The 21,138-nt window shown below is 64.1% G+C and carries 26 protein-coding genes and 1 pseudogene; 19 read left to right on the forward strand and 8 right to left on the reverse strand.

Annotated features, from left to right (window positions below; translation table 11 throughout):
• Positions 1 to 7: 7 nt before the first annotated feature.
• Both E5X34_RS24755 and E5X34_RS24760 read left to right on the forward strand, forming a co-directional pair.
• A pseudogene (locus tag E5X34_RS24755) lies at positions 8 to 895 on the forward strand (SDR family oxidoreductase); the annotation flags it as partial.
• Between the two features lie 33 nt (positions 896 to 928).
• Positions 929 to 1,141 (forward strand): 4-oxalocrotonate tautomerase family protein, encoded by a 213-nt coding sequence (locus E5X34_RS24760; protein WP_292570235.1) that lies wholly within the window; start codon positions 929 to 931, stop codon positions 1,139 to 1,141.
• A gap of 75 nt (positions 1,142 to 1,216) precedes the next feature.
• Here the strand turns inward: E5X34_RS24760 and E5X34_RS24765 are convergent, their stop codons facing one another.
• Positions 1,217 to 2,218, reverse strand: coding sequence for an alpha/beta hydrolase (locus tag E5X34_RS24765; protein WP_292570155.1), 1,002 nt, complete (start codon positions 2,216 to 2,218; stop codon positions 1,217 to 1,219).
• Positions 2,219 to 2,487: 269 nt separating this feature from the next.
• Between E5X34_RS24765 and E5X34_RS24770 the strand changes: the two genes are divergently transcribed.
• Positions 2,488 to 3,006, forward strand: a complete 519-nt coding sequence (locus E5X34_RS24770) for an HXXEE domain-containing protein (protein WP_292570158.1) — start codon at positions 2,488 to 2,490, stop codon at positions 3,004 to 3,006.
• Positions 3,007 to 3,191: 185 nt separating this feature from the next.
• The gene (locus E5X34_RS24775; RefSeq protein WP_292570161.1) at positions 3,192 to 5,525 is read left to right on the forward strand and encodes a response regulator; all 2,334 of its coding nucleotides are present in this window, start codon (positions 3,192 to 3,194) and stop codon (positions 5,523 to 5,525) included.
• Here E5X34_RS24775 and E5X34_RS24780 read toward each other — a convergent pair whose 3' ends face one another.
• The 3 genes from E5X34_RS24780 to E5X34_RS24790 all read right to left on the reverse strand — a co-directional run bounded on the left by E5X34_RS24780 (position 5,526) and on the right by E5X34_RS24790 (position 8,063).
• Positions 5,526 to 6,386, reverse strand: a complete 861-nt coding sequence (locus tag E5X34_RS24780) for a lytic transglycosylase domain-containing protein (protein ID WP_292570164.1) — start codon at positions 6,384 to 6,386, stop codon at positions 5,526 to 5,528. It lies immediately after the preceding gene.
• A 4-nt stretch (positions 6,387 to 6,390) separates the two neighbouring features.
• A complete protein-coding gene (gene ispG, locus E5X34_RS24785) occupies positions 6,391 to 7,641 on the reverse strand; it encodes a flavodoxin-dependent (E)-4-hydroxy-3-methylbut-2-enyl-diphosphate synthase (protein WP_292570167.1) in 1,251 nt (416 codons plus the stop codon).
• A 242-nt stretch (positions 7,642 to 7,883) separates the two neighbouring features.
• Positions 7,884 to 8,063, reverse strand: a complete 180-nt coding sequence (locus E5X34_RS24790) for a YdcH family protein (protein ID WP_042641511.1) — start codon at positions 8,061 to 8,063, stop codon at positions 7,884 to 7,886.
• A gap of 248 nt (positions 8,064 to 8,311) precedes the next feature.
• On the opposite strand from E5X34_RS24790, the gene E5X34_RS24795 reads away from it, so the two are divergent.
• Positions 8,312 to 8,515, forward strand: a complete 204-nt coding sequence (locus E5X34_RS24795) for a DUF465 domain-containing protein (protein WP_040985243.1) — start codon at positions 8,312 to 8,314, stop codon at positions 8,513 to 8,515.
• 193 nt (positions 8,516 to 8,708) lie between these two features.
• Here E5X34_RS24795 and E5X34_RS24800 read toward each other — a convergent pair whose 3' ends face one another.
• Entirely contained in the window at positions 8,709 to 9,509 is an 801-nt protein-coding gene (locus E5X34_RS24800; protein WP_292570170.1) for an IclR family transcriptional regulator, read from the reverse strand.
• 164 nt (positions 9,510 to 9,673) lie between these two features.
• On the opposite strand from E5X34_RS24800, the gene E5X34_RS24805 reads away from it, so the two are divergent.
• The 8 genes from E5X34_RS24805 (at position 9,674) to E5X34_RS24840 (ending at position 16,165) form a co-directional block, all read left to right on the forward strand.
• Complete coding sequence (locus tag E5X34_RS24805) at positions 9,674 to 10,504, forward strand: transporter substrate-binding domain-containing protein (RefSeq protein ID WP_189341575.1); 831 nt, start codon at positions 9,674 to 9,676, stop codon at positions 10,502 to 10,504.
• A gap of 175 nt (positions 10,505 to 10,679) precedes the next feature.
• Positions 10,680 to 11,345 carry an amino acid ABC transporter permease gene (locus E5X34_RS24810; protein WP_126064064.1) on the forward strand — a complete coding sequence of 222 codons (666 nt, stop codon included), beginning with the start codon at positions 10,680 to 10,682 and terminating at the stop codon, positions 11,343 to 11,345.
• A 1-nt stretch (position 11,346) separates the two neighbouring features.
• Positions 11,347 to 11,997: an amino acid ABC transporter permease gene (locus tag E5X34_RS24815; RefSeq protein WP_292570174.1), complete on the forward strand. Its 651-nt coding sequence runs from the start codon at positions 11,347 to 11,349 to the stop codon at positions 11,995 to 11,997.
• Positions 11,998 to 11,999: 2 nt separating this feature from the next.
• Positions 12,000 to 12,794 carry an amino acid ABC transporter ATP-binding protein gene (locus E5X34_RS24820; RefSeq protein WP_042641522.1) on the forward strand — a complete coding sequence of 265 codons (795 nt, stop codon included), beginning with the start codon at positions 12,000 to 12,002 and terminating at the stop codon, positions 12,792 to 12,794.
• 37 nt (positions 12,795 to 12,831) lie between these two features.
• Positions 12,832 to 13,293, forward strand: coding sequence for a RidA family protein (locus E5X34_RS24825; protein ID WP_292570177.1), 462 nt, complete (start codon positions 12,832 to 12,834; stop codon positions 13,291 to 13,293).
• A gap of 18 nt (positions 13,294 to 13,311) precedes the next feature.
• Positions 13,312 to 14,517 carry an aminotransferase class V-fold PLP-dependent enzyme gene (locus E5X34_RS24830; RefSeq protein ID WP_292570180.1) on the forward strand — a complete coding sequence of 402 codons (1,206 nt, stop codon included), beginning with the start codon at positions 13,312 to 13,314 and terminating at the stop codon, positions 14,515 to 14,517.
• A 77-nt stretch (positions 14,518 to 14,594) separates the two neighbouring features.
• Positions 14,595 to 15,092 (forward strand): 5-(carboxyamino)imidazole ribonucleotide mutase, encoded by a 498-nt coding sequence (purE, locus tag E5X34_RS24835; protein WP_126064066.1) that lies wholly within the window; start codon positions 14,595 to 14,597, stop codon positions 15,090 to 15,092.
• Positions 15,089 to 16,165 (forward strand): 5-(carboxyamino)imidazole ribonucleotide synthase, encoded by a 1,077-nt coding sequence (locus tag E5X34_RS24840; RefSeq protein ID WP_292570183.1) that lies wholly within the window; start codon positions 15,089 to 15,091, stop codon positions 16,163 to 16,165. Before purE ends, E5X34_RS24840 begins: the two co-directional genes overlap by 4 nt.
• 4 nt (positions 16,166 to 16,169) lie before the next feature.
• On the opposite strand, the gene E5X34_RS24845 is transcribed toward E5X34_RS24840, so the two are convergent.
• On the reverse strand, positions 16,170 to 16,595 hold the full coding sequence (locus E5X34_RS24845; protein ID WP_292570187.1) for a lysozyme inhibitor LprI family protein: 426 nt from the start codon (positions 16,593 to 16,595) through the stop codon (positions 16,170 to 16,172).
• 261 nt (positions 16,596 to 16,856) lie between these two features.
• Here E5X34_RS24845 and ykgO point away from each other — a divergent pair, with 261 nt between their 5' ends.
• Positions 16,857 to 16,982, forward strand: coding sequence for a type B 50S ribosomal protein L36 (gene ykgO / locus E5X34_RS24850; RefSeq protein ID WP_040974291.1), 126 nt, complete (start codon positions 16,857 to 16,859; stop codon positions 16,980 to 16,982).
• Between the two features lie 108 nt (positions 16,983 to 17,090).
• Positions 17,091 to 17,711, forward strand: coding sequence for a hypothetical protein (locus E5X34_RS24855; RefSeq protein ID WP_292570190.1), 621 nt, complete (start codon positions 17,091 to 17,093; stop codon positions 17,709 to 17,711).
• A 25-nt stretch (positions 17,712 to 17,736) separates the two neighbouring features.
• Here the strand turns inward: E5X34_RS24855 and E5X34_RS24860 are convergent, their stop codons facing one another.
• On the reverse strand, positions 17,737 to 18,270 hold the full coding sequence (locus E5X34_RS24860; RefSeq protein ID WP_292570193.1) for a helix-turn-helix domain-containing protein: 534 nt from the start codon (positions 18,268 to 18,270) through the stop codon (positions 17,737 to 17,739).
• An 88-nt stretch (positions 18,271 to 18,358) separates the two neighbouring features.
• Here E5X34_RS24860 and E5X34_RS24865 point away from each other — a divergent pair, with 88 nt between their 5' ends.
• Genes E5X34_RS24865 through E5X34_RS24880 form a run of 4 tightly spaced genes read left to right on the forward strand, consistent with a single transcriptional unit; the run spans position 18,359 to position 20,623 of the window.
• Positions 18,359 to 19,216, forward strand: a complete 858-nt coding sequence (locus tag E5X34_RS24865; protein ID WP_292570196.1) for an alpha/beta hydrolase — start codon at positions 18,359 to 18,361, stop codon at positions 19,214 to 19,216.
• A gap of 40 nt (positions 19,217 to 19,256) precedes the next feature.
• The gene (locus tag E5X34_RS24870) at positions 19,257 to 19,913 is read left to right on the forward strand and encodes a glutathione S-transferase family protein (RefSeq protein WP_292570199.1); all 657 of its coding nucleotides are present in this window, start codon (positions 19,257 to 19,259) and stop codon (positions 19,911 to 19,913) included.
• A 6-nt stretch (positions 19,914 to 19,919) separates the two neighbouring features.
• Positions 19,920 to 20,255, forward strand: coding sequence for a metalloregulator ArsR/SmtB family transcription factor (locus E5X34_RS24875; protein ID WP_126064073.1), 336 nt, complete (start codon positions 19,920 to 19,922; stop codon positions 20,253 to 20,255).
• Between the two features lie 11 nt (positions 20,256 to 20,266).
• Positions 20,267 to 20,623 carry an SRPBCC domain-containing protein gene (locus E5X34_RS24880; RefSeq protein WP_292570202.1) on the forward strand — a complete coding sequence of 119 codons (357 nt, stop codon included), beginning with the start codon at positions 20,267 to 20,269 and terminating at the stop codon, positions 20,621 to 20,623.
• 208 nt (positions 20,624 to 20,831) lie between these two features.
• Here E5X34_RS24880 and E5X34_RS24885 read toward each other — a convergent pair whose 3' ends face one another.
• Entirely contained in the window at positions 20,832 to 21,137 is a 306-nt protein-coding gene (locus tag E5X34_RS24885; RefSeq protein ID WP_292570206.1) for a putative quinol monooxygenase, read from the reverse strand.
• Position 21,138 lies beyond the last annotated feature (1 nt).

The following is a 21,138-nucleotide window of genomic DNA, read 5'->3' on the forward strand; positions in this document are numbered from 1 at the left end:
AGAGGCCATCATGCAGCAGACAATTCTCATCACCGGCGCATCGAGCGGCTTCGGCGCCATGACCGCGAAGGCGCTCGCCAGGGCCGGCCACCGGGTCTATGCCTCGATGCGCGATCCGCGGGCGCGGGGCGGTGCCGCGGCGGCCGAGGTCGAAAGGCTGGCCCGCGAGGAGAACCTGGCGATCCGCGCCATCGCGCTCGACGTGCTGTCGGAACCGTCGATCGAAGCGGCCGTGGAAACCATCCTCGCGGAAGCCGGCAGGATCGACGTCGTCATCCACAATGCCGGCCACATGGTCTTCGGACCGGCCGAGGCCTTCACGCCGGAACAATTGGCTGCGCTCTACGACGTCAATGTGCTGGGGACCCAGCGCGTCAATCGGGCAGTGCTTCCGCATATGCGCTCGCTCGGCCAGGCCTTGATGATATGGGTCGGATCGAGCAGCACGCGCGGCGGCACGCCGCCATTCCTCGCGCCGTATTTCGCCGCCAAGGCGGGCATGGATGCGCTGGCGCAGAGCTACGCGCTGGAGCTTGCCCGTTTCGGCATCGAGACGAGCATCGTGGTGCCGGGCGCCTTCACCAAGGGCACCGAGCATTTCGCTCATTCCGGCAAGCCCGCCGACACCGGGCGCGCCGCCGCCTATTGGTCGGGACCTTACGCCGGCGTCGACGACCAGGCGTTGAAGGGCCTTGCCAACCTGGAGCCCGCCGACGCCGATCCCTCGAAGGTCGCGCAGGCCATCGTCGATCTCGTGGCGATGCCGCATGGCCGCCGGCCGTTCCGTGTCCATATCGACCCGTCCGACGACGGCGCGGCCATCGTCAACGGCGTTGCCGATCGCGTTCGGGCGCAGCTCCTTGAGCGCATCGGCCTTGCCGACCTCCTTCATCCAAAGCCCGAAACCCAACCTGAAAGGAACCTGGAAATGCCCTTTGCCAACTTCAAGATGCCCGAAGCCGCCCTCACGAAGGCGCAGAAAGAGGACCTGGTCCACAAGACCACGCAGATGTTCGTCGATTATTTCGGCGAAGCTGTGCGTCCCACCACGATGGTGCTGATCGAGGAAGTTCCCGATGGGGGCTATGGCCGCGCCGACGAGGTCTTCGTCATTCCCGACGCCTACCGGGCCAAGGAATAGGGTGAGCAAAGCGGGCCGCTTGCAGGGCGGCCCGCCCGACCTTCCGTGTCGGAGTCGATACGCGCTTCGCCTGGATCAGCCCCGGTTTGGCAAGCTCCGCAGGAATTCGATCATCGCGGCGTTGACCTCGCCCGGGCGCTCCTGCTGGGTCCAATGCCCGCAGCCGGGCAGCATCAGCGTATCGCGGATTTGCGGGATGAAGTTCCTGAGATTGGCCAACAGTTGGTCCGTGCCGGGGAAGGCGACCACCAGGTCGCGATCGCCTGCCATGTAGAGCGCGGGAACCTTGATCCGCGCGCCCGCAAAGGGCGCCATCAGTTCCCAGTTCCGGTCGATGTTGCGGTACCAGTTGAGACCTCCGGCGAAGCCGGCGCGCTGGAACTCGCCGGCGTAGAAATCGATGTCGCTTTCGCTGAGCCAGTGCGGCAGGCTTGCAGGAACCTCCGCTGCTTGCAGGAGGCTTCCGCCGCGCGGGACCATAACAATTCCGGCGCCGCCGTCCGGAGCGTCTCCCGACACTGCGTAAAGCATGGCGCGCACCGTGGCCCGCGGGTCCCGTTCCAGCTCCGCCTCGGCAATGCCGGGTTGCTGGAAATAGAGCTGGTAGAACTGGGACTCCGCCGTTCGCGGCATGAGGCTGGTCGGGCGAGCATTGGCGCGCGGCCGGAACGGCACACTGAGCCCGATGACGGCATGGAAGCGGTCCGGTCGCAGCAGCGCCGCATGCCAGGCGACGACCGCGCCCCAGTCGTGGCCGACGATGACGGAGCTGGGAGCCTCAAGGGCGTCGAGAAGGCCCACCATGTCGCCGACCAGATGAAAGAGCGTGTATTGGTCGATCGCCTCCGGCCGATCGCTCTTGCCATAGCCCCGCATGTCGGGGGCAACGGCGTGAAAGCCCGCTGCCGCAAGCGCGCTCAACTGATGGCGCCAGGAATACCAGGATTCGGGAAAGCCGTGGCACAACAGCACCGGGGGCCCGTCTCCGTGCTCAGCAATATTAAGGCGGATGCCGTTGGTCGCAACTATTCGCTGTGTAGGTTCGCTCACGGCCACCTCTCGTGCGCGCGTTTCCACCTCGGATCAAGGGAAGGCTCGACGGCGCAACGGATGGCCGAGCCGATGGAGTGCCAAATTTCGGAGACGCGCATCTTCCATCGACTGTCTCAGGGGCCGTCGCGGCAGTCAATGTCCGACATGGTCAAGGAGCGCCAAGGCGTCCACGCACTTGAATAGTTCTGGCGATGTGCGTCCATTCATGCAGGATCACTGACTGAGGAGGGCGGGAATCAATGCTTAAACTGCAACGCTGGCTAGCGGACTATTGGGTCGTGGGCGCAGGGTTCATGGCAGCATCGCTCATAGCGGCCGCGCCAATCGTGGCGCTTCCGCTGCCGGTGTTCCTCATCTTCCTGCACAGCCCGGTCTACATGATCCATCAGGTCGAGGAGCACACCGGCGACCAATTCCGCAAATTCGCCAACGAGCATGTCTTTGGCGGCCGCGACGCCCTTACCGTCGCTTCGGTTCTCGTTATCAACCTGCCCTTTGTCTGGGGCATCAACCTGCTGGCCCTTTACGCGGCCTTCCTGTGGGGGCCCGCTTGGGGCCTGGTTGCTCCCTATGTCATGATCGTCAACGCGCTCGCGCATCTCGTCACGTCGGCGCGATTGCGCAAATACAATCCCGGTCTCATCACCAGCGTCCTTTTGTTTTTGCCGCTGAGCGTCGCTACGATCTGGACGATCGGCCGGACGGCAGGTCTTCTCCCGCACCTGATCGGCGCAGCTCTCGCGGTCCTGCTTCACTTGGCAATCATTGCGTTGGTGACCGCGCGGTACCGCACTCTCGTCGCCAGCTCGTAGCCTCTTCGGCACGGTTGCGGCGGCGAGAAGACGTCGCTCGGGCCGAAGCCCGGTCGTTGCAGCCCGAACGGACCACCGCGCAAAGCTGCTGCTGGTATTGGACCGCCCCCGCCACCAACGAAATTTTAATGTAAATCAAGCGTAATCCCGGCCATTAAAATTATGCGTATGTGTTGGGGTGGCGCATGCCGGAATATTCTTCCTTCCTCCGGTCGATCCGGATCCGCTACATTTCGGGGCTGCTTGTCTTCGCGCTGGCCTCGGCCGCCGTGATGTTCGCGCTCAACCGTGTGAATTCGTACCGCCACGAGGTCGATGCCCTCAGCGGCAATTTCGTCATCTTTGCCCGCGACCTGCGCAACGCCACCAATTTCGCCGAGACGACCGGCACCGCCTGGCGCAGCGAGACGCGCGATGCGCTGGCCGCTGCCGCGCGCGGCCACTCCGAGCGACTGACCAGCGAGATCGGGATCCTCAACGCGCAGTTGGCCGCGATCAGGCCGCGCCTGTCCAGGAACACCATCAACGCGCTGGACACCGCTTCAGTGAACGACGACCTGTTCTGGTCGGCGCGCGACATGGTGCGCAACTTCAATTTGATGTCGACAGCGCAGAAGGTCGATGAATGGAGCTACCGCGAGATCCGCAACCAGAACGACCTGTTCGCCCAGCCGATGCTGGTCAAGGTGCGCACCGCGCTCGACGAGGAGCGTCGCCTCGCCGACGCTGCCAACGACCGGCTGCTCTTGTGGGCGAGCGGACTGCTGTTTGCCGTGCTGGCCATCGCCGCGGTTCTGATCTTCCGGCCGATGGAGAACGCCATCCGCCGCGCCTTCGCCGAGAGCGCCGCGTCGCTGTTCAAAGCCGAGGCCGCCGATCGCGCCAAGTCGGAATTCCTGGCCAATATGAGCCATGAGATCCGCACGCCGATGAACGGCGTGCTCGGCATGGCCGAGCTGCTGGCCAAGACCGAGCTTACGCCCCGCCAGAAGACCTTCACCGATGTCATCGTCAAATCCGGCAACGCGCTGCTGACCATCATCAACGACATCCTCGATTTCTCGAAGATCAATGCCGGCCAGCTCACCCTCGACCCCGCACCCTTCCGCCTGGCGGAAGCGGTCGAGGATGTGGCGACGCTGGTGTCGGCGCGCGTGGCCGAAAAGAACCTCGAGCTTATCGTGCGCGTCGACCCGCGCCTGCCGGCCTTCGTCGTCGGCGATGCCGGACGCTTCCGCCAGATCGTCACCAATCTGCTCGGCAACGCCGTGAAGTTCACCGAGAAGGGTCATGTGCTGGTCGATGTCGGCGGCGACGTCGTCGACGGTGTCGTCCAGCTCAAGGTCCGCGTCGAGGACACCGGCATCGGCATCCCGGCCGAAAAGCTGCAAAGCGTGTTCGAGAAATTCGCCCAGGTCGACGGCTCCTCGACCCGCCGCCACGAAGGCACCGGGCTTGGCCTTGCGATCGCGGCCAGGCTCGTCGACCTAATGGGCGGCAAGATCGGCGTCGAAAGCGAGATCGGCCGCGGCTCCGTCTTCTGGTTCGCGGTGCCGCTGCCTACGCACAACCAGGAGGCGGCCGACAAGCTGGTGCCGGTCGACGTCACGGGCGCCCGGGTGCTGGTCATCGACGACAATCCGGTCAACCGGGAGATCCTGCTGGAGCAGCTCAGAAGCTGGAGTTTCGACTGCGCGGCCGCCGAAAGCGGCGCTGTCGGCCTTGCCTTCCTCGACCGCGCCTGCCAGCTCGGCGCCTCTGTCGACTGCATTATCCTCGATTACCAGATGCCCGGCATGAACGGCGCCGATGTCGCGAGGGCGATTGCCGCCGACAGCCGGCTTTCGTCCATCCCGGTCGTGCTGCTCACCTCGGTCGACCAGGTTGATTTCGGCAGGATGGTCATCGATTTCGGCATCGTCGCGCATCTCACCAAGCCGGCGCGTTCGGCGGTGCTCCTGGGCACGGTGATTTCGGCCATCCAGAAGGCGCGCATGCAGGGCGCCAAGGCGCATTTCGTGCGCGAGCCGGCCACGGCGCAGGCGGCGCCGCCGTCCTTCACCGTCATCCGCGGCCCGGCGGCGCCCGTGCCGGCGGCGCCGGAGTCGACCGCAGCGCCGAGCGGCCCGATCGATATCCTGATCGCCGAGGACAATGACGTGAACCAGCTGGTCTTCGGCCAGATCCTCAACGGCTTCGGTCTCAGCTACCGCATCGCCGGCAATGGCCGCACGGCGGTCGAAATGTACCGCGCGCTGCGGCCCCGGCTGGTGCTGATGGACGTCTCCATGCCGGAGATGAACGGCTATGAGGCGACCCGCGCCATCCGCGCGATCGAAGCGCAGAGCGGCGATCACACGCCGATCATCGGCGTCACCGCGCACGCGCTCAAGGGGGACCGCGAAAAATGCATCGAGGCCGGCATGGACGACTATCTGCCGAAGCCGGTATCGCCCGACCGCCTTGGCGCCAAGATCGGCACCTGGCTCAGCGAGACGGTGACGGCCAAGACGGCGTAGCTACCGGTTGCGCATCACCACGCAGGCGCCGCCGACGCTTTGCAGCTTGTCGCAGATGCCGTTGGCCTCGCCACGCGAGTCCGCGCCGATCCTGACCGCGTAGATGCCGCGCCGCCCGATCGGCGTGCGCACCCGGCTTACCACCGGATCATGGCTGGCGAGCAGCGCCGGGAACCGGCTCTTGACCCTCAGCCATTGGCCGATCGCCGCGGAGCGGCGGAAATTGCCCGCCACCTGCACGCCCCACGGCTTGACGTTGATCGAGGCCATGGCGACGGTCCGCGACATGATCACCGGCAGCCGGCGGCAGGCGACCGCGAAGCTCATCTTAGGGTCGAGCGGCTCGACGGTGCCGGCATAGGATTTGTCGGAAAACTTGTCGACGGGTTCGCCCATGATGTCGAAGACATAGCTTTCGGTTTCCATCGGCAGGAAGCCGCCGGAAGCCAGCCAGCGCGACACGCGGTTCTCGCCGGCATTGTAGGCCGCGGCCGCGAGGCCGAGATTGCCGTAACCTGCCTTCATCTCGGCGAGGTATTTCGCAGAAGCCGGGAGGGCCTGCTCGATGTCGAAGGAATTGGCCAGGCCGCGCATCTTGGCGGTTCCCGGCATGAATTGCGCGATGCCTTCGGCGCCGACCGGGCTCACCGCGTTCGGATCGAAGCGGCTTTCCTTCCAGATCAGCCGGGCGAAGAAATCCTTGGGCAGCCCGTTCTCTAGGGCCTGAGCTTCGATCAGATCGCAGACACGGTTGATCAGCCGTTTGCCGGCCGATTTCGACTGCGGCGGGTCGGCGGACGCGCCTGCCACCCAACTCAAGCCGCACAGCAAGGCCAGGGTCACCGCGAGGAAACGGCGCATCGGCCTACTCGGCCGCGGCTTTGCCGTGTCCGTAGCGCTGCTCGATATAGTCGCCGACCATCTTCTCGAAATCCTGCGCAATGGACGGACCGCGCAGCGTCGCCGCCTTCTTGCCGTCGATGAAGACAGGCGCCGTCGGCGTTTCGCCGGTGCCGGGCAAGGATATGCCGATGTCGGCATGCTTGGATTCGCCGGGACCATTGACGATGCAGCCCATCACCGCGACCTTGAGGTTCTCGACGCCCGGATATTTCTCGCGCCACACCGGCATGTTCTTGCGGATATCGGCCTGGATGCTCTGGGCGAGTTCCTGGAACACGGTGGACGTCGTGCGCCCGCAGCCGGGGCAGGCGGCGACGATCGGCACGAACTGCCGGAAGCCCATGGTCTGCAGCAGTTCCTGCGACACCTGCACCTCGCGGGTGCGGTCGCCATTCGGCTCCGGCGTCAGCGAGATGCGGATCGTGTCGCCGATGCCCTGCTGCAGCAGGATTCCCATCGCGGCCGAAGAGGCGACGATGCCCTTGGTTCCCATGCCGGCCTCGGTGAGACCCAGATGCAGCGCATGGTCGGAGCGTGTGGCAAGCTCGGTATAGACGGCGATCAGGTCCTGCACGCCGCTGACCTTGGCCGACAGGATGATCTTGTCGCGGCCAAGCCCGATCTCTTCCGCCATCTCGGCCGACAGGATGGCCGACTGCACGATCGCCTCGCGGGTGACCTCCTGCGCTGTGAGCGGCGAGCCCTGAGCCTGGTTCTGGTCCATCAGCCGGGTCAGCAGCTCCTGGTCGAGCGAGCCCCAGTTGACGCCGATGCGCACCGGCTTGTCGTGTTTGATCGCCATTTCGACGATCGCCGCGAACTGGCGGTCCTTCTTGTCCTTGAAGCCGACATTGCCGGGATTGATGCGGTATTTCGCCAGCGCCTCGGCGCAGGCCGGGTGATCGGCCAAGAGCTTGTGGCCGATATAGTGGAAGTCGCCGACCAGCGGCACATCGATGCCGAGCCTGAGCAACCTCTCGTGGATGCGCGGAACCGCCGCCGCGCTCTCGTCGCGGTCGACGGTGATGCGCACGATTTCCGAGCCGGCACGATGCAGCGCCGCGACCTGGGCGACAGTCTGGTCGACATCAGCGGTGTCGGTGTTGGTCATCGACTGCACGACGACGGGCGCGCCGCCGCCGACCATCACGCCGCCGACCGAAACGCCGACCGACCTGCGCCGCGGGAAGGGAGAAGAGAAATATCCGGTCATGCCGGTCGCCTTCATCTGAAAGTTCCGGGCATGAGGTGGCGGAGCAAAGATGGCTTGTCAATGGCAAGCGCCAGGCCAGGTTGGCAAATCGGCAGCCGCCACGCGAAAAACGCCAGCTCTGCCGATCGCGAGATCCACGACCGAACTTCCATAGATTTCAGTAAAAAACACCATGCCGGTGGCATTTCCTGCCACCGGACGTTTCACCGCGGCGGGTTGCGGCGATGGTGCCTGGAGGAGCTTCAGTGTGTCGTCGGGCTAGCTTTCAGCTTTTCAATCTCGTCCTTGATTGCCAGCTTGCGTCGCTTGAGATTCACGATTTCGAGGTCGTCCACCGAAGGATGGTTCATGGCGTCGGTGAGCTCGCGCTCGATATCACCGTGTTTCCGCTGCAACTCATCAAGATGGGATGCAAGAGACATGATTGGTTCTCCCTTTCATGGTTTCCTCGATTGCAGCCGTCGCAGGCACGTCCACCGCAGGTTGAGACTGTGACGGCACCGTGACAGTTTGCCACCAACCGATCTCGATGTCGAATGACACGTGGTAGCATTCCACGACAAAGTGAAATGTGATAAGGGCTGCGCGCCGGTCTCAGACGAAAAGTCACAAACCCAGCCGGTCCCGCCCAAACAGCCCGATTGGGCGATGCATACGCAGACGGTAGATAATGTCCGAACAGGAACAGGCTGAAATACGCCTCGAATATTCCCGGCTCAAACAAGAACACGCCGATTTCGACGCCGCCATCAACGCGATGATCGCCACGGGCTGCGACCCGCTTCAGATTCAGCGCATGAAAAAGAAGAAGCTGATGCTGAAAGACCGGCTGTCGGCGCTGGAAGACCGCATTATTCCGGACATCATCGCCTAAGGCGTGTCGATATTCAGGTGAGGCCGGCCTGCAAATGGCGGCCTCCTGCGCTTCCGGTACTCGCGTACTTCAAGTACGCTCCGCTCCGGCTCTCGGAAACCACCTTGTTTGGTCGCTTCGCGCCCGTCTTCGACTCCGACTCAGCCTGACCTGAATCTCAACACGCCTTGAATCGATAACCGGCTCAACGCCGCTACGAGATCGAAAGCCGGGCGGCGCGCTCGCGCAGCAACGCGACCAATTCGCCAGTCCGCGCCTCCGACGTGTCGATCGGCACCACAAGGCACATCGTTGCCTCGACCTTGCCAGGCGCCGAGAACACGGGCGCCGCCAGGCATTTGGTATAGGCGTCGACAAGGCCTGACGTGACGCAATAGCCGGTGACGCGCGCCCGAGCGATGTCATCGATGAAGTCATCGATCTCTATCTTGCGGCCGTCCGGCAGCACGAGATCTTCTTCCGTAACCATCGCCTCGATCCGGCTGCGATCAAGACCGGCGAGCAGCAACCGGCCCGAAGCAGTCCATGGCAGCGGAATCTGCAGGCCGGTGGCCGAGCTGATGCGGAACGGCCTCGTGCCCGGGCTCGAATGGATGATGGTGTAGCGACCGCTCTGCAGCATGCAGAGCTCGGACGTCTCCCCGGTCTCGCGCGACAGCGTATCGACCTCCTGGCGGCCGCGCCTCAGCAAGTCATTGCCGCGCATATAGGCCATCCCGTAGAGATAGAGCTTCTTGCCGAAATAGACGCGATTGCCGTCGCCGGCCATTTCCAGGAGACCGGCTTCGACCAGTTCGCGCACCAGCGTGTAGGTGGTCGAGCGCGGCGCGTTGAGCCCCTTTGCCAGTTCGCCGATGCCGATCGCTCGCTGGTTGGCGTGCAGGAACTCCAGGATGTTCAGGACCCTGTTGAGACCTTTCTCGCGCGAGCCAGCCGGCCGCTCTTCGCCCGTGCCTTCGCTCGGCCACCCGGTCAGCATTTCACTCTCTTGCATTGTCGATTCCTGGTGCTAGTATCTGTCTTGTACAGGATACACACGTCTCTTGTAAGAGACAATCGCTGATTGCGGCGTGTATTTCTGCTGCATTGGGGAACACACCATCAAAGGAGGTCGCCGTGAACGACACATCCGGCAGACGTGATTTTCTGAAACTTGGAATGGCGGGGCTGGCCACCGCCGGCGCGCTTACCGCCATCAGCGCCGAGAAGGCAGCCGCGCAAGCCGCATCCGACAGCGTGCTGCGCACCGCGCTTGATCGTGGCAAGCTGATCGTCGGCACCGGCAGCACCAATGCGCCATGGCATTTCGAGAACGACGCCGGTGAATTGGTCGGCATGGACATTACCATGGGCCGCATCCTCGCAAAGGGCCTCTTCGACGACCCGACCAAGGTCGAGTTCGTCACCCAGGACCCGGCGCAGCGCATCCCCAACGTGACGACCAACAAGGTCGACATCACCATCCAGTTCATGACAATGACCGCGCAGCGCTCGCAGCTGATCCATTTCTCGCGGCCCTACTATGTGGAGGGCGTGGCGCTGCTGACGCTGCCCGGCTCCGAAAACAAGACCTTCGACAAGCTCCTGGCGAATGGCGCCAACACCCGCATCTCGATCCTCCAGAATGTCGATGCCGAAAGCTCGGTGCATTTTGCCTTGCCGCAGGCTCAGGTGCTGCAGATCGACACCCAGGCGAACGTGCTGCAAGCGCTGGAATCCAAGCGAGCCGACGCCGCGGCCGTCGATTTGTCGACTGTGCGCTGGCTTGCCTCGCGCAACCCGGACAAATATTTCGACGCCGGCAAGAGCTGGTATTCGATGCTCTACGGCGCTGCCGTTCGGCAAGGCGACCTCGATTGGCTGACCTTCGTCAACCAGACCTTCACGATCGCCATGTTCGGCCACGAGACAGCGCTCTATGACGCCGCCTTCAAGGAATATTTCGGCCAAGAGCCGCCGCCGCGCCATCCGGGCTTCCCGGTCATCTGACCAAGCCGACGCCAAGCCGGCGGAGGAGCGCGACGGCGCTCTTCCGCCTCCTCGACACGGGCCATGCGGGTGACGAATCCTTGAGCAATTTCCTAAAAGGTGTGAAGCGGTTTTCCGTTCGAAATTGCGCCAAAACAAGAGATTGTTCGTCACCGCGAGCCATTGAGACGGACGCATGGGCTACACGCTCAATTTCAACCTGATCTGGCGGCATTTCGACAAGCTGTGGGGCGGCCTGCTGCTTAGCCTCGAACTCGCCGTGATCTCGATCGCCATCGGCATCGTCATCGGCCTGGTGCTGGCGGTCTGGTACGTCTCGGCCGGGCGTGTCGTGCGCACGATCATCGCGGCCTATGTCGAATTCATCCGCAACGTGCCATTGATCCTGCTCGTCTACCTCGTCTTTTACGGTGTGCCGACCGTCATAGACCTCGCTTACAGCGCGCCCACCTCTTTTGTCGTGACGCTGTCGGTCTATAGCGGCGCCTATCTGGTCGAGGTGTTTCGCTCCGGCCTGGAGGCCGTGCCCCGAGGCCAGCTCGATGCCGGCAAGGCGATCGGCCTCACCCCATGGCAGCGCCTGATCCATGTGCGCCTGCCGACGATGCTGCGCATCACGCTGCCGGCCTTGTCCAACACCTTCATCTCGCTGTTCAAGGACACCTCGATCGCTTCGGTCATCTCCGTGCCCGAGCTGACCTATGGCGCCCAGTGGATCAACTTCAACACCTTCCGCATCGTCGAGGTCTATCTGGTGACGACGGCGATGTATCTGGTGACCGGTTACGCCCTGCTGTTCGCGCTCAGGCTGGTCGAACGCCGTTTCAGGGCGGCGCGCTGAGATGCTGAGCCAGATTCTCTACGCCCTGCCGTTCCTCGCCGAGGGCTTCGCCTTGACTTTGTGGGTCTCGCTGCTGGTCGTGGTCCTGTCTTTGATCGCAGGGGTGCTGCTGGGTGTCGGCCTCGTCTATGGGCCGGCGCCGCTGCGTTGGTCGGTGCGCATTTTCTCGGACACCATCCGCGGCATTCCGATCCTAGTGCTGATGTTCTTCGTCTATTACGGCCTGCCCGCGGTCGGACTGCATCTGCAGTCCTTCTGGGCGGCGGTGCTGGCGCTCACGCTGTTCAAGACGGCGCAGGTCGTCGAATATGTGCGCGGCGCCGTCGCTTCGATACCGAAGGGCCAGTCGGAGGCGGCGATGGCGATCGGCCTGACCTTCCGGCAGCGCCTCACCTCGGTCATCTTCCCGCAGGCCTTCCGCCGCTTCCTGCCGCCCTGGATCAACGGCGTCACCGACGCCGTGAAGGGCAGCGCCCTGGTCTCGCTGCTCGGCATCACCGATCTGATGCAGGCCATCAACCAGGTCATCGGCCGCACCTATGAGGCGATGCCGCTCTACATCCTCGGCGCCGTGATCTATTTCGCCGTCAACTACGCGCTTTCCTACGCCAGCCGCAGGCTGGAACGGCGCTTCGCCTTCATCCGGGACTAACCATGGCCACCAGCTCCAGCAACAGCCCAGCGCTTCTCGAGATCGCCGAGGTCTCTAAATCCTTCGGCCCGGTCGCGGTGCTGCGCTCGGTCAGCCTGCAGGTCACCAAGGGCGAGGTTGTCACCATCATCGGCCCTTCCGGCAGCGGCAAGACCACACTGCTGCGCTGCGTGAACTTCCTCGAGAGCTATGACTCGGGCTCGATCCGCATCGACGGCAAGGAAGTCGGATACCGTGATTCCGGGACGCGGCAGCGCCGCAGCGAACGCGATTTGGCCGCCATGCGCGCCGAAACCGGCATGGTGTTTCAGAGCTTCAACCTCTTCCCGCATCTGACCGCGGCCGGCAACATCATGCTCGGCCTCACCAAGGTGCGCGGCAAGAGCAATGCCGAAGCCCGCTCGATCGCCGAGCATTGGCTCGGCCGCGTCGGCCTCGCTCACAAGGCCGACAGCCTGCCGGCGGAGCTTTCAGGCGGCCAGCAGCAGCGGGTCGGGATTGCCCGCGCCGTCGCCATGGAGCCGAAGATCCTGCTGCTCGACGAGATCACCTCGGCGCTCGACCCCGAACTCGTCGGCGAGGTGCTGGCCGTGGTGAAAAGCCTCGCCGAAGACGGCATGACCATGGTGATGGTGACGCATGAAATGGCCTTCGCCCGCGACGCCTCCAGCCGCATCGTCTTCATGGCCGATGGCGGCGTCTCGGCCGTGGGGCCGCCGAAGGAGGTTCTCGCCGCCGAGACCACCAATGAGCGGCTGCGCACCTTCCTGGCGCGTTTCCGTGCCTCGCATTTCTGAAAGCGGATGGCTTTCGCCATCCAAGGAGTACCCTTCCATGTCGCCTTACGAACGGCTCGCTGAACTCGGCCTGACCCTGCCCGAGCCGCCGACACCTATCGCCAATTTCGTAACCCATGCCGAGAGCGGCCGTCTGATCTTCCTTTCGGGCCAGGGGCCGCTGCGCGCTGACGGCACGCTGTGCACCGGCAAGGTCGGCGAGGACGTGACCGTCGAACAGGCCTATGAGCATGCCCGCCTTACGGGCCTCAACCTGCTTGCCGTCATGCATGCGGCGGCGGGTGACCTCGGCCGCATCGTGCGCGTCGTGAAGCTGCTCGGCTTCGTCAACGCGACCCCGACCTTCAGCGACCACCCCAAGGTGGTCAACGGCTGCTCGGACCTTTTCGCCGATGTCTTCGACAAGATCGGCGGCCATGCCCGCTCGGCGATCGGCGTGGGCTCGCTGCCCGGCAACATCACCGTCGAAATCGAAGCGGTCGTCGAAATCACCGCCTGACTTTAGGAGTTCGCCCTCATGAAAACCTATTCCGACGCCGGCTCCAACACGACGATCCGCGAGCGTCTGGGGCTGAGACCCATCATCAACGTCTCCGGCACGATGACGGCATTGGGTGCTTCGATCATCGTACCCGAGGCGATCAGCGCCATGGCCGAGATGGCCTCGCAATGGGTGGAGATGGACGATCTGCAGCGCACAGCGAGCGCAGTCGTCGCCCGACTCACCGGCGGCGAAGCCGGCTTCATCACCGCGTGCTGCGCCTCAGGCATCACCATGGCGGTTGCCGGCGCGATGACCGGCACCAATCTTCTGGCAATCGAGCGGCTGCCGGACGACACCGAAGGGCTGAAGTCTGAAGTCGTCATCCAGCTCGGCCATATCGTCAATTACGGCGCGCCGATCGACCAGTCTATCCGGGTGGCCGGCGCCAAAGTCATTCCGGCGGGCACCGTTAGCGTCACCCAGGACTACCATGTGCGCGAGGCAATCAACGAGCGCACGGCGGCGGCTCTCTACGTCGTCGCCCACCACACCGTGCAATACGGCATGCTTTCGCTGGAGGAATTTTGCGAGATCTGTCACGCCAAGGGCGTCCCGGTGATCGTCGACGCCGCCTCGGAATACGACCTTCGCAGCTTCCTGGCGCGCGGCGCCGACATCGTCGTCTACAGCGGCCACAAATTCCTTTCAGGGCCAACCAGCGGCATCGTCACCGGCCGCAAGGACCTGGTCCGCGCCGCCTTTCTGCAGAACCGTGGCGTGGCGCGCGCCATGAAGGTCGGCAAGGAAAGCATCGCCGGCACCATGGCGGCGCTCGAGGCCTGGGAAAAGCGCGACCATGCCGGCATCCGCCGGCGCGAGGAGGCGGCGCTCAATCTGTGGAAGGACGCGCTGCAGGGCATTCCGGGTATCAATGCGCAGATCATTCCCGACCCGACCAACAACCCCCTCGATCGCCTGCAGGTCTATGTGCGCCCGGAGAGCCGCTTCACGGCTGCCGGACTTGCCTCCGCGCTCGCTACCGGCTCGCCGCCGATCATCGTGCGCAACCACGAGGTCGAGCGCGGCCATTTCTTCCTCGACCCTTGCAATCTGCATCCCGGCGAGGCGGAGATCGTGGCCGAGCAACTGCGCGCCGTGCTGACGGCGAAGGACCGGCCCGCCGGCGCAATGAAGGTCGCCCGCAAGGATTCGGCGGGCTCATTGCGCTGGCCGGACTAGCTGGCTGCCATCGCGACAATCCTTGCGGCTATCGGCGAATTCCGCTAAGGCGCGCCTTTGCCGCCGGGAGCGAAACCTTGACCGATCAGCGTGCCGACGTCGCCATCATCATGGGCAGCCAGTCCGACTGGGCGACGATGCGCCAGGCGGCCGAAACCCTGGATGCGCTGGGCATTCCGCACAAAAGGCTGATCGTCTCGGCGCACCGCACGCCCGACCGCCTCTATGAGTTCGCCAAGGGGGCCAAGGCCGCCGGTTACAAGGTGATCATCGCCGGCGCCGGCGGCGCCGCGCATTTGCCCGGCATGACGGCGGCGATGACGCCGCTGCCCGTCTTCGGCGTCCCGGTCGAATCCAAGGCGCTGTCCGGCCAGGATTCGCTGCTCTCGATCGTGCAGATGCCAGCCGGCATTCCGGTCGGCACGCTGGCGATCGGCAAGGCCGGCGCCGCCAATGCCGCACTTCTCGCCGCGGCGGTGCTTGCGCTCAACGACGACAAGCTCGCCGCCCGGCTCGACGCCTGGCGCGCGGCGCAGACCGCCAAGGTCGCCGCCGAGCCGACGGACGCGCCGTGAGCCTGGCGCCCGGATCGACCATCGGCATCATCGGCGGTGGCCAGCTCGGCCGCATGCTGGCGATGGCCGCCGCCCGCCTCGGCTACCGCATCGTGGTCCTGGAGCCGCAGGCCGACTGTCCGGCGGCCCAGGTCGCCAACCGGCAGATCGCGGCCGCCTATGACGATCGGGCGGCGCTTGCCGAGCTCGCCGCTGCCAGCGCCGTCGTTACCTATGAATTTGAGAATGTTCCGGTCGCCGCGGCGCGAATGCTGGCGGCAACGGTCCCTGTCTACCCGCCGGCCCGCGCGCTCGAAGTCGCGCAGGATCGCGTCACCGAGAAAAGCTTCCTCAACGGCATCGGCATCCCGACGGCCGAGTTCCGTTCGGTCGATAATGACGACCAGCTTACCGAGGCATTGAGGACGTTCAACGGCAGCGGCGTGCTGAAAACCCGCCGCATGGGCTATGACGGCAAGGGCCAGCGTGTCTTCCGCAACATGGAAGCAGGCGGCTTTGCCGGCACCTACGAGGCGATGGGCAATGTGCCGCTGATCCTGGAATCGCTCGTCGCTTTCGAGCGTGAGATTTCGGTGATCGCCGTGCGCGGTCTCGACGGAACAATCGCCGCGTTCGATCCGGCCGAAAACGTCCATCGCGAAGGCATATTGCGCAGCTCGACCTTGCCGGCCGCCATCGGTCCGCAGAGGGCGGCCGCCGCCAAGGATGCGGCCGCGAAAATCCTTTCCGCGCTCGACTATGTCGGCGTCATCGGCGTCGAGTTCTTCGTCCTTGCCGATGGCTCACTCCTGGCCAACGAGCTGGCGCCGCGCGTGCACAATTCCGGCCACTGGACGGAGGCCGCCTGCGTCGTCTCGCAATTCGAGCAGCATATCCGCGCCGTCGCCGGCCTGCCGCTGGGCTCGCCTGCCAGGCATTCCGATTGCGTGATGGAAAACCTGATCGGCGACGACATGCTGAAAGTGGCGGCGCTGCTCGCAGAGCCCGACCTGATGCTGCATCTCTACGGCAAGGCCGAGTCGCGCCCCGGCCGCAAGATGGGCCATTTCACGCGCCTCGTCAGGCCGAAATAACCCGCTATTGCATATCCTGGTCGTCGCTGCCGGCGTCGGAGCCGGCGCAGCTCGGATCGCTCAGCTTGCAGTTGGCGTCGGAGGAGAGCTGCTTGACGCGCTCGTTGGTGAGCTTGGTCAGGCACTGCGACACCTCCATCGGATGGATGGAGCCGCCCTCGCTGTCGGCGGTCGAATATGCGCATTCGGCGTCACGGAAGGCGATCCAGGCGCGCTGCGCCGTCTGCAGCAGCTTGTTCGAGGCCTGATCGTTGCTGCTGACGATGTTCTTATAGGCCGCATTGAGCTTGGCATCGGCCGCCTGATAATCGGCATCGGCGCAGATGTTCAGCATCGACTGGCTATCGTCGCTGCGGTCGCAGTCCTCGGCAAAGGCTGCCGGGGCGGTCGCCAGGAGAACAAGACAGGCGAGCAGAAACAGACGGCGCATGGGAATCTCCAGTCGCTTGGGCGTGGACACCATTCCAGTCGACCCATAATTTCAATCGACCGTGGGTCGCGCAATGCCGTGGCCGGTGGGGATGGCGAATATTTGACGGATCGCGCCAATTGCCTTTGTTCGGGCACCGTCACGTGGTTGACACGGACGACACTCCTCGTTTATGAGCCTCGCCAAGTTCAAAGGCGCGCTTTTTCCGGGCGCGCCTTTAAAATTCGGCCCGGGACGGGCCCTGACCGAACAGGCAAGACCATGAAGATCAAGAATTCGCTCAAGGCGCTCAAGGCGCGTCACCGCGACAACCGGCTGGTTCGCCGCAAGGGACGCATCTACATCATCAACAAGACCGCTCCGCGCTACAAGGCGCGCCAGGGCTGAGGCTTGTTGCGCGGCGTCCACGCCGCGTTCGATGTTGAGCGCCGGCTCGCCGGCGTTCTCACGCTAAAATCACTTTGACGATCCGCAGTCCGGGATTAGATTCCGGCGATGCGGATTCTTTTTACATTTTTCACGGCGTTTTTGCTTTCCGGCGCAGCTTTGCCTGCGCGAGCAGAAACGGTGCCGGGCGCGCTGCCTCCAGATGCCGCGCCGCCAGTCGCGACACCGCCGCCGGCCGCTCCGACCAGGCAGGGTCGCCTCGACCAGCTCTTCACCGAGTTGAAGCGCGAGCGCAATGAAAAGGCGGCCGAGCGCATCGCCGGCCGCATCTGGAACGAATGGAACCAGTCGGGCAGCGCCTCGATCGACCTGATGATGCAATGGGCGCAAAAGGCGACGGAAGACCAGAAATTCGACGTCGCGCTCGATTTCCTCGACCAGGTCGTGACCTTGCAGCCCGATTACGCCGAAGGCTGGAACCGGCGCGCCACCGTGCATTTCCTGATGAAGAACTACGGGAAGTCGATGGCCGACATCGACCGCACCTTGCAGCTCGAGCCGCGCCATTTCGGCGCGCTCTCGGGCCTCGCCCAGATCATGACCGAGACCGGCCACAAGCAGTCGGCGCTGGAGGCTTGGCAGAAAGTGCTGGCGATCTATCCGATGATGCGCAGCGCCCAGAACCAGGTTTCGACGCTTTCGGAAGAGCTCGCCGGCGAGGGCATCTGACGCGCTTAAAGCCGCGCAACGGGCTTCAAGCCTCTGTTTTGATGTGGCGAAGTTCCTCGGCCTTGCGCTCGACGACGGCTTCATAAGCGGCCCGCAATTGCTGGCGCACGGTTGGCGTGCCCGGCGGTGTCCTCGAAGGCGCGCCCAGATGCTCGTGGCGCAACTCGTCCATGAACTGCTCCCATAGCGGCGGACCGCCCTTTTCGAGCAGCTCGGCGCGGATCGACAATTCTTCGCTTACCGGCAGCCAGACCCGGCCCCAGGCGCCGAGCTGCGCCATGATCGGCACCAGCGTGATCGCCATCTCGGTCAGGCTGTAGATCGCCTTCTGCTTGTGGCTGGGGTCGTCAGCCTTGGTCAGCAGGCCAAGCTCCATCAGCCGCTTCAGCCGGTCGGCCAGGATATTGGAGGCAATGCCCTCCAGCGAGCCATTGAGCAGCTCGCGAAAATGACGCCGGCCGCCAAAGATCATGTCGCGCAGGATGATCAGGCTCCAACGGTCGCCGAAGACCTCGAGCGACAGATTGATGGGGCAACCGGACCGGCGGTCGATGTTCATGGCAGTCTCCAGAAAAACCAGTTGCATTATGATATCGGTTTCGCTACTGTGCAACTGATTGCAAAATGCAAGCGGATTGGAAGAGCAGATGACCACCACAACACAGCGCCCCGACGTCGTTTCGGAAAGCTTCGGCAGTCCGAAAGATCCGCCGATCCTTTTGATCATGGGCGCCATGGCATCGATGTCGTGGTGGCCCGAAGCCTTCTGCCGGCAGCTCGCCGGGCGCGGCCGCTTCGTCATCCGCTACGACAACCGCGACACCGGCCTGTCGACGAAGTATCCGCCAGGCGCGCCGCCCTACAATTTCGAGCACATGGTGGACGATGCCATTCGCGTGCTCGACGACCACGGCGTCGGCAAGGCGCATGTCGTCGGCATGTCGATGGGCGGCATGCTCGCGCAGAGCGTGGCGCTGAAATATCCCGAACGCGTCGGCGCGCTCACCGTGATCTCATCTTCGTCGCTCGGCGTCGATACGTCCGGCCTGCCCGGAGCGACCGAAGCCTACAAGGAGCATTCAGCGCAAGGCGGCGACGTCGACTGGTCGAAGCGGGAGCAGGTGATCGACTTCATGGTCAAGGACGCCCGCGCGATCGCCAGCACGCGCCATCCATTCGACGAGGAACGCACGCGCGCGATGATCGAGGCGGACTATGATCGCTCCGGCGGCCTCGCCAGCGCGACCAACCATTTCCTGCTCAAGGGCGGCGGCCCGAAACGGACGGTGCGAGACCTGACGGCACCGCTGCTTGTCATCCACGGCACCGCCGATCCGCTCTTTCCGATCGAACATGGCGAAGCTCTGGCAAAGGCCGTTCCCGGCGCAAGGCTGATCAAGATCGAAGGCGGCGGCCATGAGATGCACCGCAACGACTGGCCGCAGATCATCGACGCCATCGCAGCGCACGGCCGGAACTTGACGCGGCCGGCATGCGACATGTGAATTCTTCAACCGTGATTTGAAGGCGACAAAGAGGCCAAGCATGTCCCTGACCTTCCATTTCCACCCGCTGGCTTCGTTTTGCTGGAAGCCGCTGATCGCGTTCTACGAGAACGACACGCCATTCAATCCGGTCATCGTCGATCTCGGCGACCAGGCCTCGCGCGCGGCGTTCCTGAAAGTGTCGCCGACCGGCAAGATGCCGGCGCTGCGTGACGATGCGCGCGAGCGAACGCTGCTGGAATCGACCATCATCATTGAATATCTGGCCGCGCATTATCCCGGGCCGGTCACGCTGGTGCCCACCGACATCGACCTTGCCCTTCAGGTTCGTCAGGCCGACCGCTTCTACGATTTCTATGTGCAGCATCCGATGCAGAAGATCGTCGGCGACAGGCTGCGGCCAAAGGATCAGACCGATCCGTTCGGGGTCGAGGAAGCCCGCGTGCAATTGCGCAATTCCTACGCCATTGTCGAAGAGGAGATGGCGGAAAGGACCTGGGCGGTGGGCGAAAGTTTCACCATGGCCGACTGCGCCGCCTCGCCGGCGCTGTTCTACGCCAACAAGGTCGAGCCGTTCGGCGAGAAATTCCCGGCGGTGAAACGCTATCACGACCGGTTGCTGGCGCGCCCGTCCTTCGCCCGCGTGGTCGAGGAAGCGGAACCTTACTTCAAGTTCTTTCCGTACAACAACGGCTGACTGGAAATGCTGCACGACCCGGCTCAGCTCGATTTGATGTTCCAGGCGCTCGCCGATCCGGCACGGCGCCAGATGGTGGATCGTCTGTCGCGCGGGCCGGCGTCGGTCAGCCAGTTGGCGGAGCCGCTGGCGATGTCATTGTCGGCCGTCGTCCAGCATCTCAACGTGCTCGAGGCGAGCGGCCTGGTGCGGACCGAAAAGCTTGGCCGGGTGCGGACCTGCCAGATCGAGCCGAAGGCGCTTCGGGCCGCCGAGCACTGGATCAACGAGCGGCGGCTTGCCTGGGAGCGCCGGCTCGACCGGCTCGGCGATTTCCTCGCTGAAACGAAAGATGAGAGCTGAAGGGTCCCATCATGACCGAACGATCTGTCGTCCATTCCACCTTCGTCATCGAGCGCGTCTATCCGGTGACGCCCGAGAAGGTCTATTTCGCCCTGAGCGACGCCGAGGCGAAAAAGCGCTGGTTCTTCGATCCCGACAATCCGATGCCGAGCCGGCACGAGATGGACCTCCGTGTCGGCGGCAAGGAGGTGAATGCAGGCTGTCCCAGCCACGGGCGGATGCATTTCTACAACGCGGTCTATCAGGACATCGTGCCGAACCGGCGCATTGTCTACAGCTATGAGCTGTTGTTCGGCGAAACGCGGGTCTCGGTATCGCTTGCGACGATCAGCTTCTCGCGGAAGGCAAGGGAACGCGGCTTATCCTGACGGAGCAGGGGGCTTTCTTCGATGGCATCGACTCGCCAGCCACACGCGCGCACGGCACGGCACGGGCGAATTGCTGGACGCGCTTGGGGCGGCACTGGAACCGGCGACGTGAGGCAGTAGAGCGTTTCACAATTTCACGGAAACGGCGAGCCGCCCTCCATCTGTCAAATGCTTGGCGTATCGTCGCTGCATGGTGAAGCCGGTCCAGCTAAGCAGTCTTACCGGCCGCGGCGACCAAATCACAAAAAACGAGCCGCGGCGGCGCACTCAGCAGCGTCTCGAAGCGCTCCAACGCCTGCCTCACCGGCGGAGATGCGAGATGCGCGTCACACGCCGCCGCGTCTCGATAGAGCTCGTAGACCACAAAGGCATTGGTGTCGTCCTTCCGTCGATGCACGGCGTAGCGCACATTGCCTTCTTCGCCGCTAGCGATACCCACCAGCTTGCGCAGAATCTGCTCGACTTCGCCGGCGCAGGCCGGGCGGGCACTCAATTCCGCCAGCAAAAGATGCATG

It is taken from the genome of Mesorhizobium sp. (assembly GCF_004963255.1).
Classification (GTDB): domain Bacteria; phylum Pseudomonadota; class Alphaproteobacteria; order Rhizobiales; family Rhizobiaceae; genus Mesorhizobium.

Coding starts and splice junctions, on each gene's coding strand:
- E5X34_RS24760 (WP_292570235.1), top strand. CDS start 929: ATGCCCTTTGCCAACTTCAAGATGCCCGAAGCCGCCCTCACGAAGGCG.
- E5X34_RS24770 (WP_292570158.1), top strand. CDS start 2,488: ATGGCAGCATCGCTCATAGCGGCCGCGCCAATCGTGGCGCTTCCGCTG.
- E5X34_RS24775 (WP_292570161.1), top strand. CDS start 3,192: ATGCCGGAATATTCTTCCTTCCTCCGGTCGATCCGGATCCGCTACATT.
- E5X34_RS24780 (WP_292570164.1), bottom strand. CDS start 6,386: ATGCGCCGTTTCCTCGCGGTGACCCTGGCCTTGCTGTGCGGCTTGAGT.
- ispG (WP_292570167.1), bottom strand. CDS start 7,641: ATGACCGGATATTTCTCTTCTCCCTTCCCGCGGCGCAGGTCGGTCGGC.
- E5X34_RS24790 (WP_042641511.1), bottom strand. CDS start 8,063: ATGTCTCTTGCATCCCATCTTGATGAGTTGCAGCGGAAACACGGTGAT.
- E5X34_RS24795 (WP_040985243.1), top strand. CDS start 8,312: ATGTCCGAACAGGAACAGGCTGAAATACGCCTCGAATATTCCCGGCTC.
- E5X34_RS24800 (WP_292570170.1), bottom strand. CDS start 9,509: ATGCAAGAGAGTGAAATGCTGACCGGGTGGCCGAGCGAAGGCACGGGC.
- E5X34_RS24805 (WP_189341575.1), top strand. CDS start 9,674: ATGGCGGGGCTGGCCACCGCCGGCGCGCTTACCGCCATCAGCGCCGAG.
- E5X34_RS24810 (WP_126064064.1), top strand. CDS start 10,680: ATGGGCTACACGCTCAATTTCAACCTGATCTGGCGGCATTTCGACAAG.
- E5X34_RS24815 (WP_292570174.1), top strand. CDS start 11,347: ATGCTGAGCCAGATTCTCTACGCCCTGCCGTTCCTCGCCGAGGGCTTC.
- E5X34_RS24820 (WP_042641522.1), top strand. CDS start 12,000: ATGGCCACCAGCTCCAGCAACAGCCCAGCGCTTCTCGAGATCGCCGAG.
- E5X34_RS24825 (WP_292570177.1), top strand. CDS start 12,832: ATGTCGCCTTACGAACGGCTCGCTGAACTCGGCCTGACCCTGCCCGAG.
- E5X34_RS24830 (WP_292570180.1), top strand. CDS start 13,312: ATGAAAACCTATTCCGACGCCGGCTCCAACACGACGATCCGCGAGCGT.
- E5X34_RS24845 (WP_292570187.1), bottom strand. CDS start 16,595: ATGCGCCGTCTGTTTCTGCTCGCCTGTCTTGTTCTCCTGGCGACCGCC.
- ykgO (WP_040974291.1), top strand. CDS start 16,857: ATGAAGATCAAGAATTCGCTCAAGGCGCTCAAGGCGCGTCACCGCGAC.
- E5X34_RS24855 (WP_292570190.1), top strand. CDS start 17,091: ATGCGGATTCTTTTTACATTTTTCACGGCGTTTTTGCTTTCCGGCGCA.
- E5X34_RS24860 (WP_292570193.1), bottom strand. CDS start 18,270: ATGAACATCGACCGCCGGTCCGGTTGCCCCATCAATCTGTCGCTCGAG.
- E5X34_RS24865 (WP_292570196.1), top strand. CDS start 18,359: ATGACCACCACAACACAGCGCCCCGACGTCGTTTCGGAAAGCTTCGGC.
- E5X34_RS24870 (WP_292570199.1), top strand. CDS start 19,257: ATGTCCCTGACCTTCCATTTCCACCCGCTGGCTTCGTTTTGCTGGAAG.
- E5X34_RS24875 (WP_126064073.1), top strand. CDS start 19,920: ATGCTGCACGACCCGGCTCAGCTCGATTTGATGTTCCAGGCGCTCGCC.
- E5X34_RS24880 (WP_292570202.1), top strand. CDS start 20,267: ATGACCGAACGATCTGTCGTCCATTCCACCTTCGTCATCGAGCGCGTC.
- E5X34_RS24885 (WP_292570206.1), bottom strand. CDS start 21,137: ATGCATCTTTTGCTGGCGGAATTGAGTGCCCGCCCGGCCTGCGCCGGC.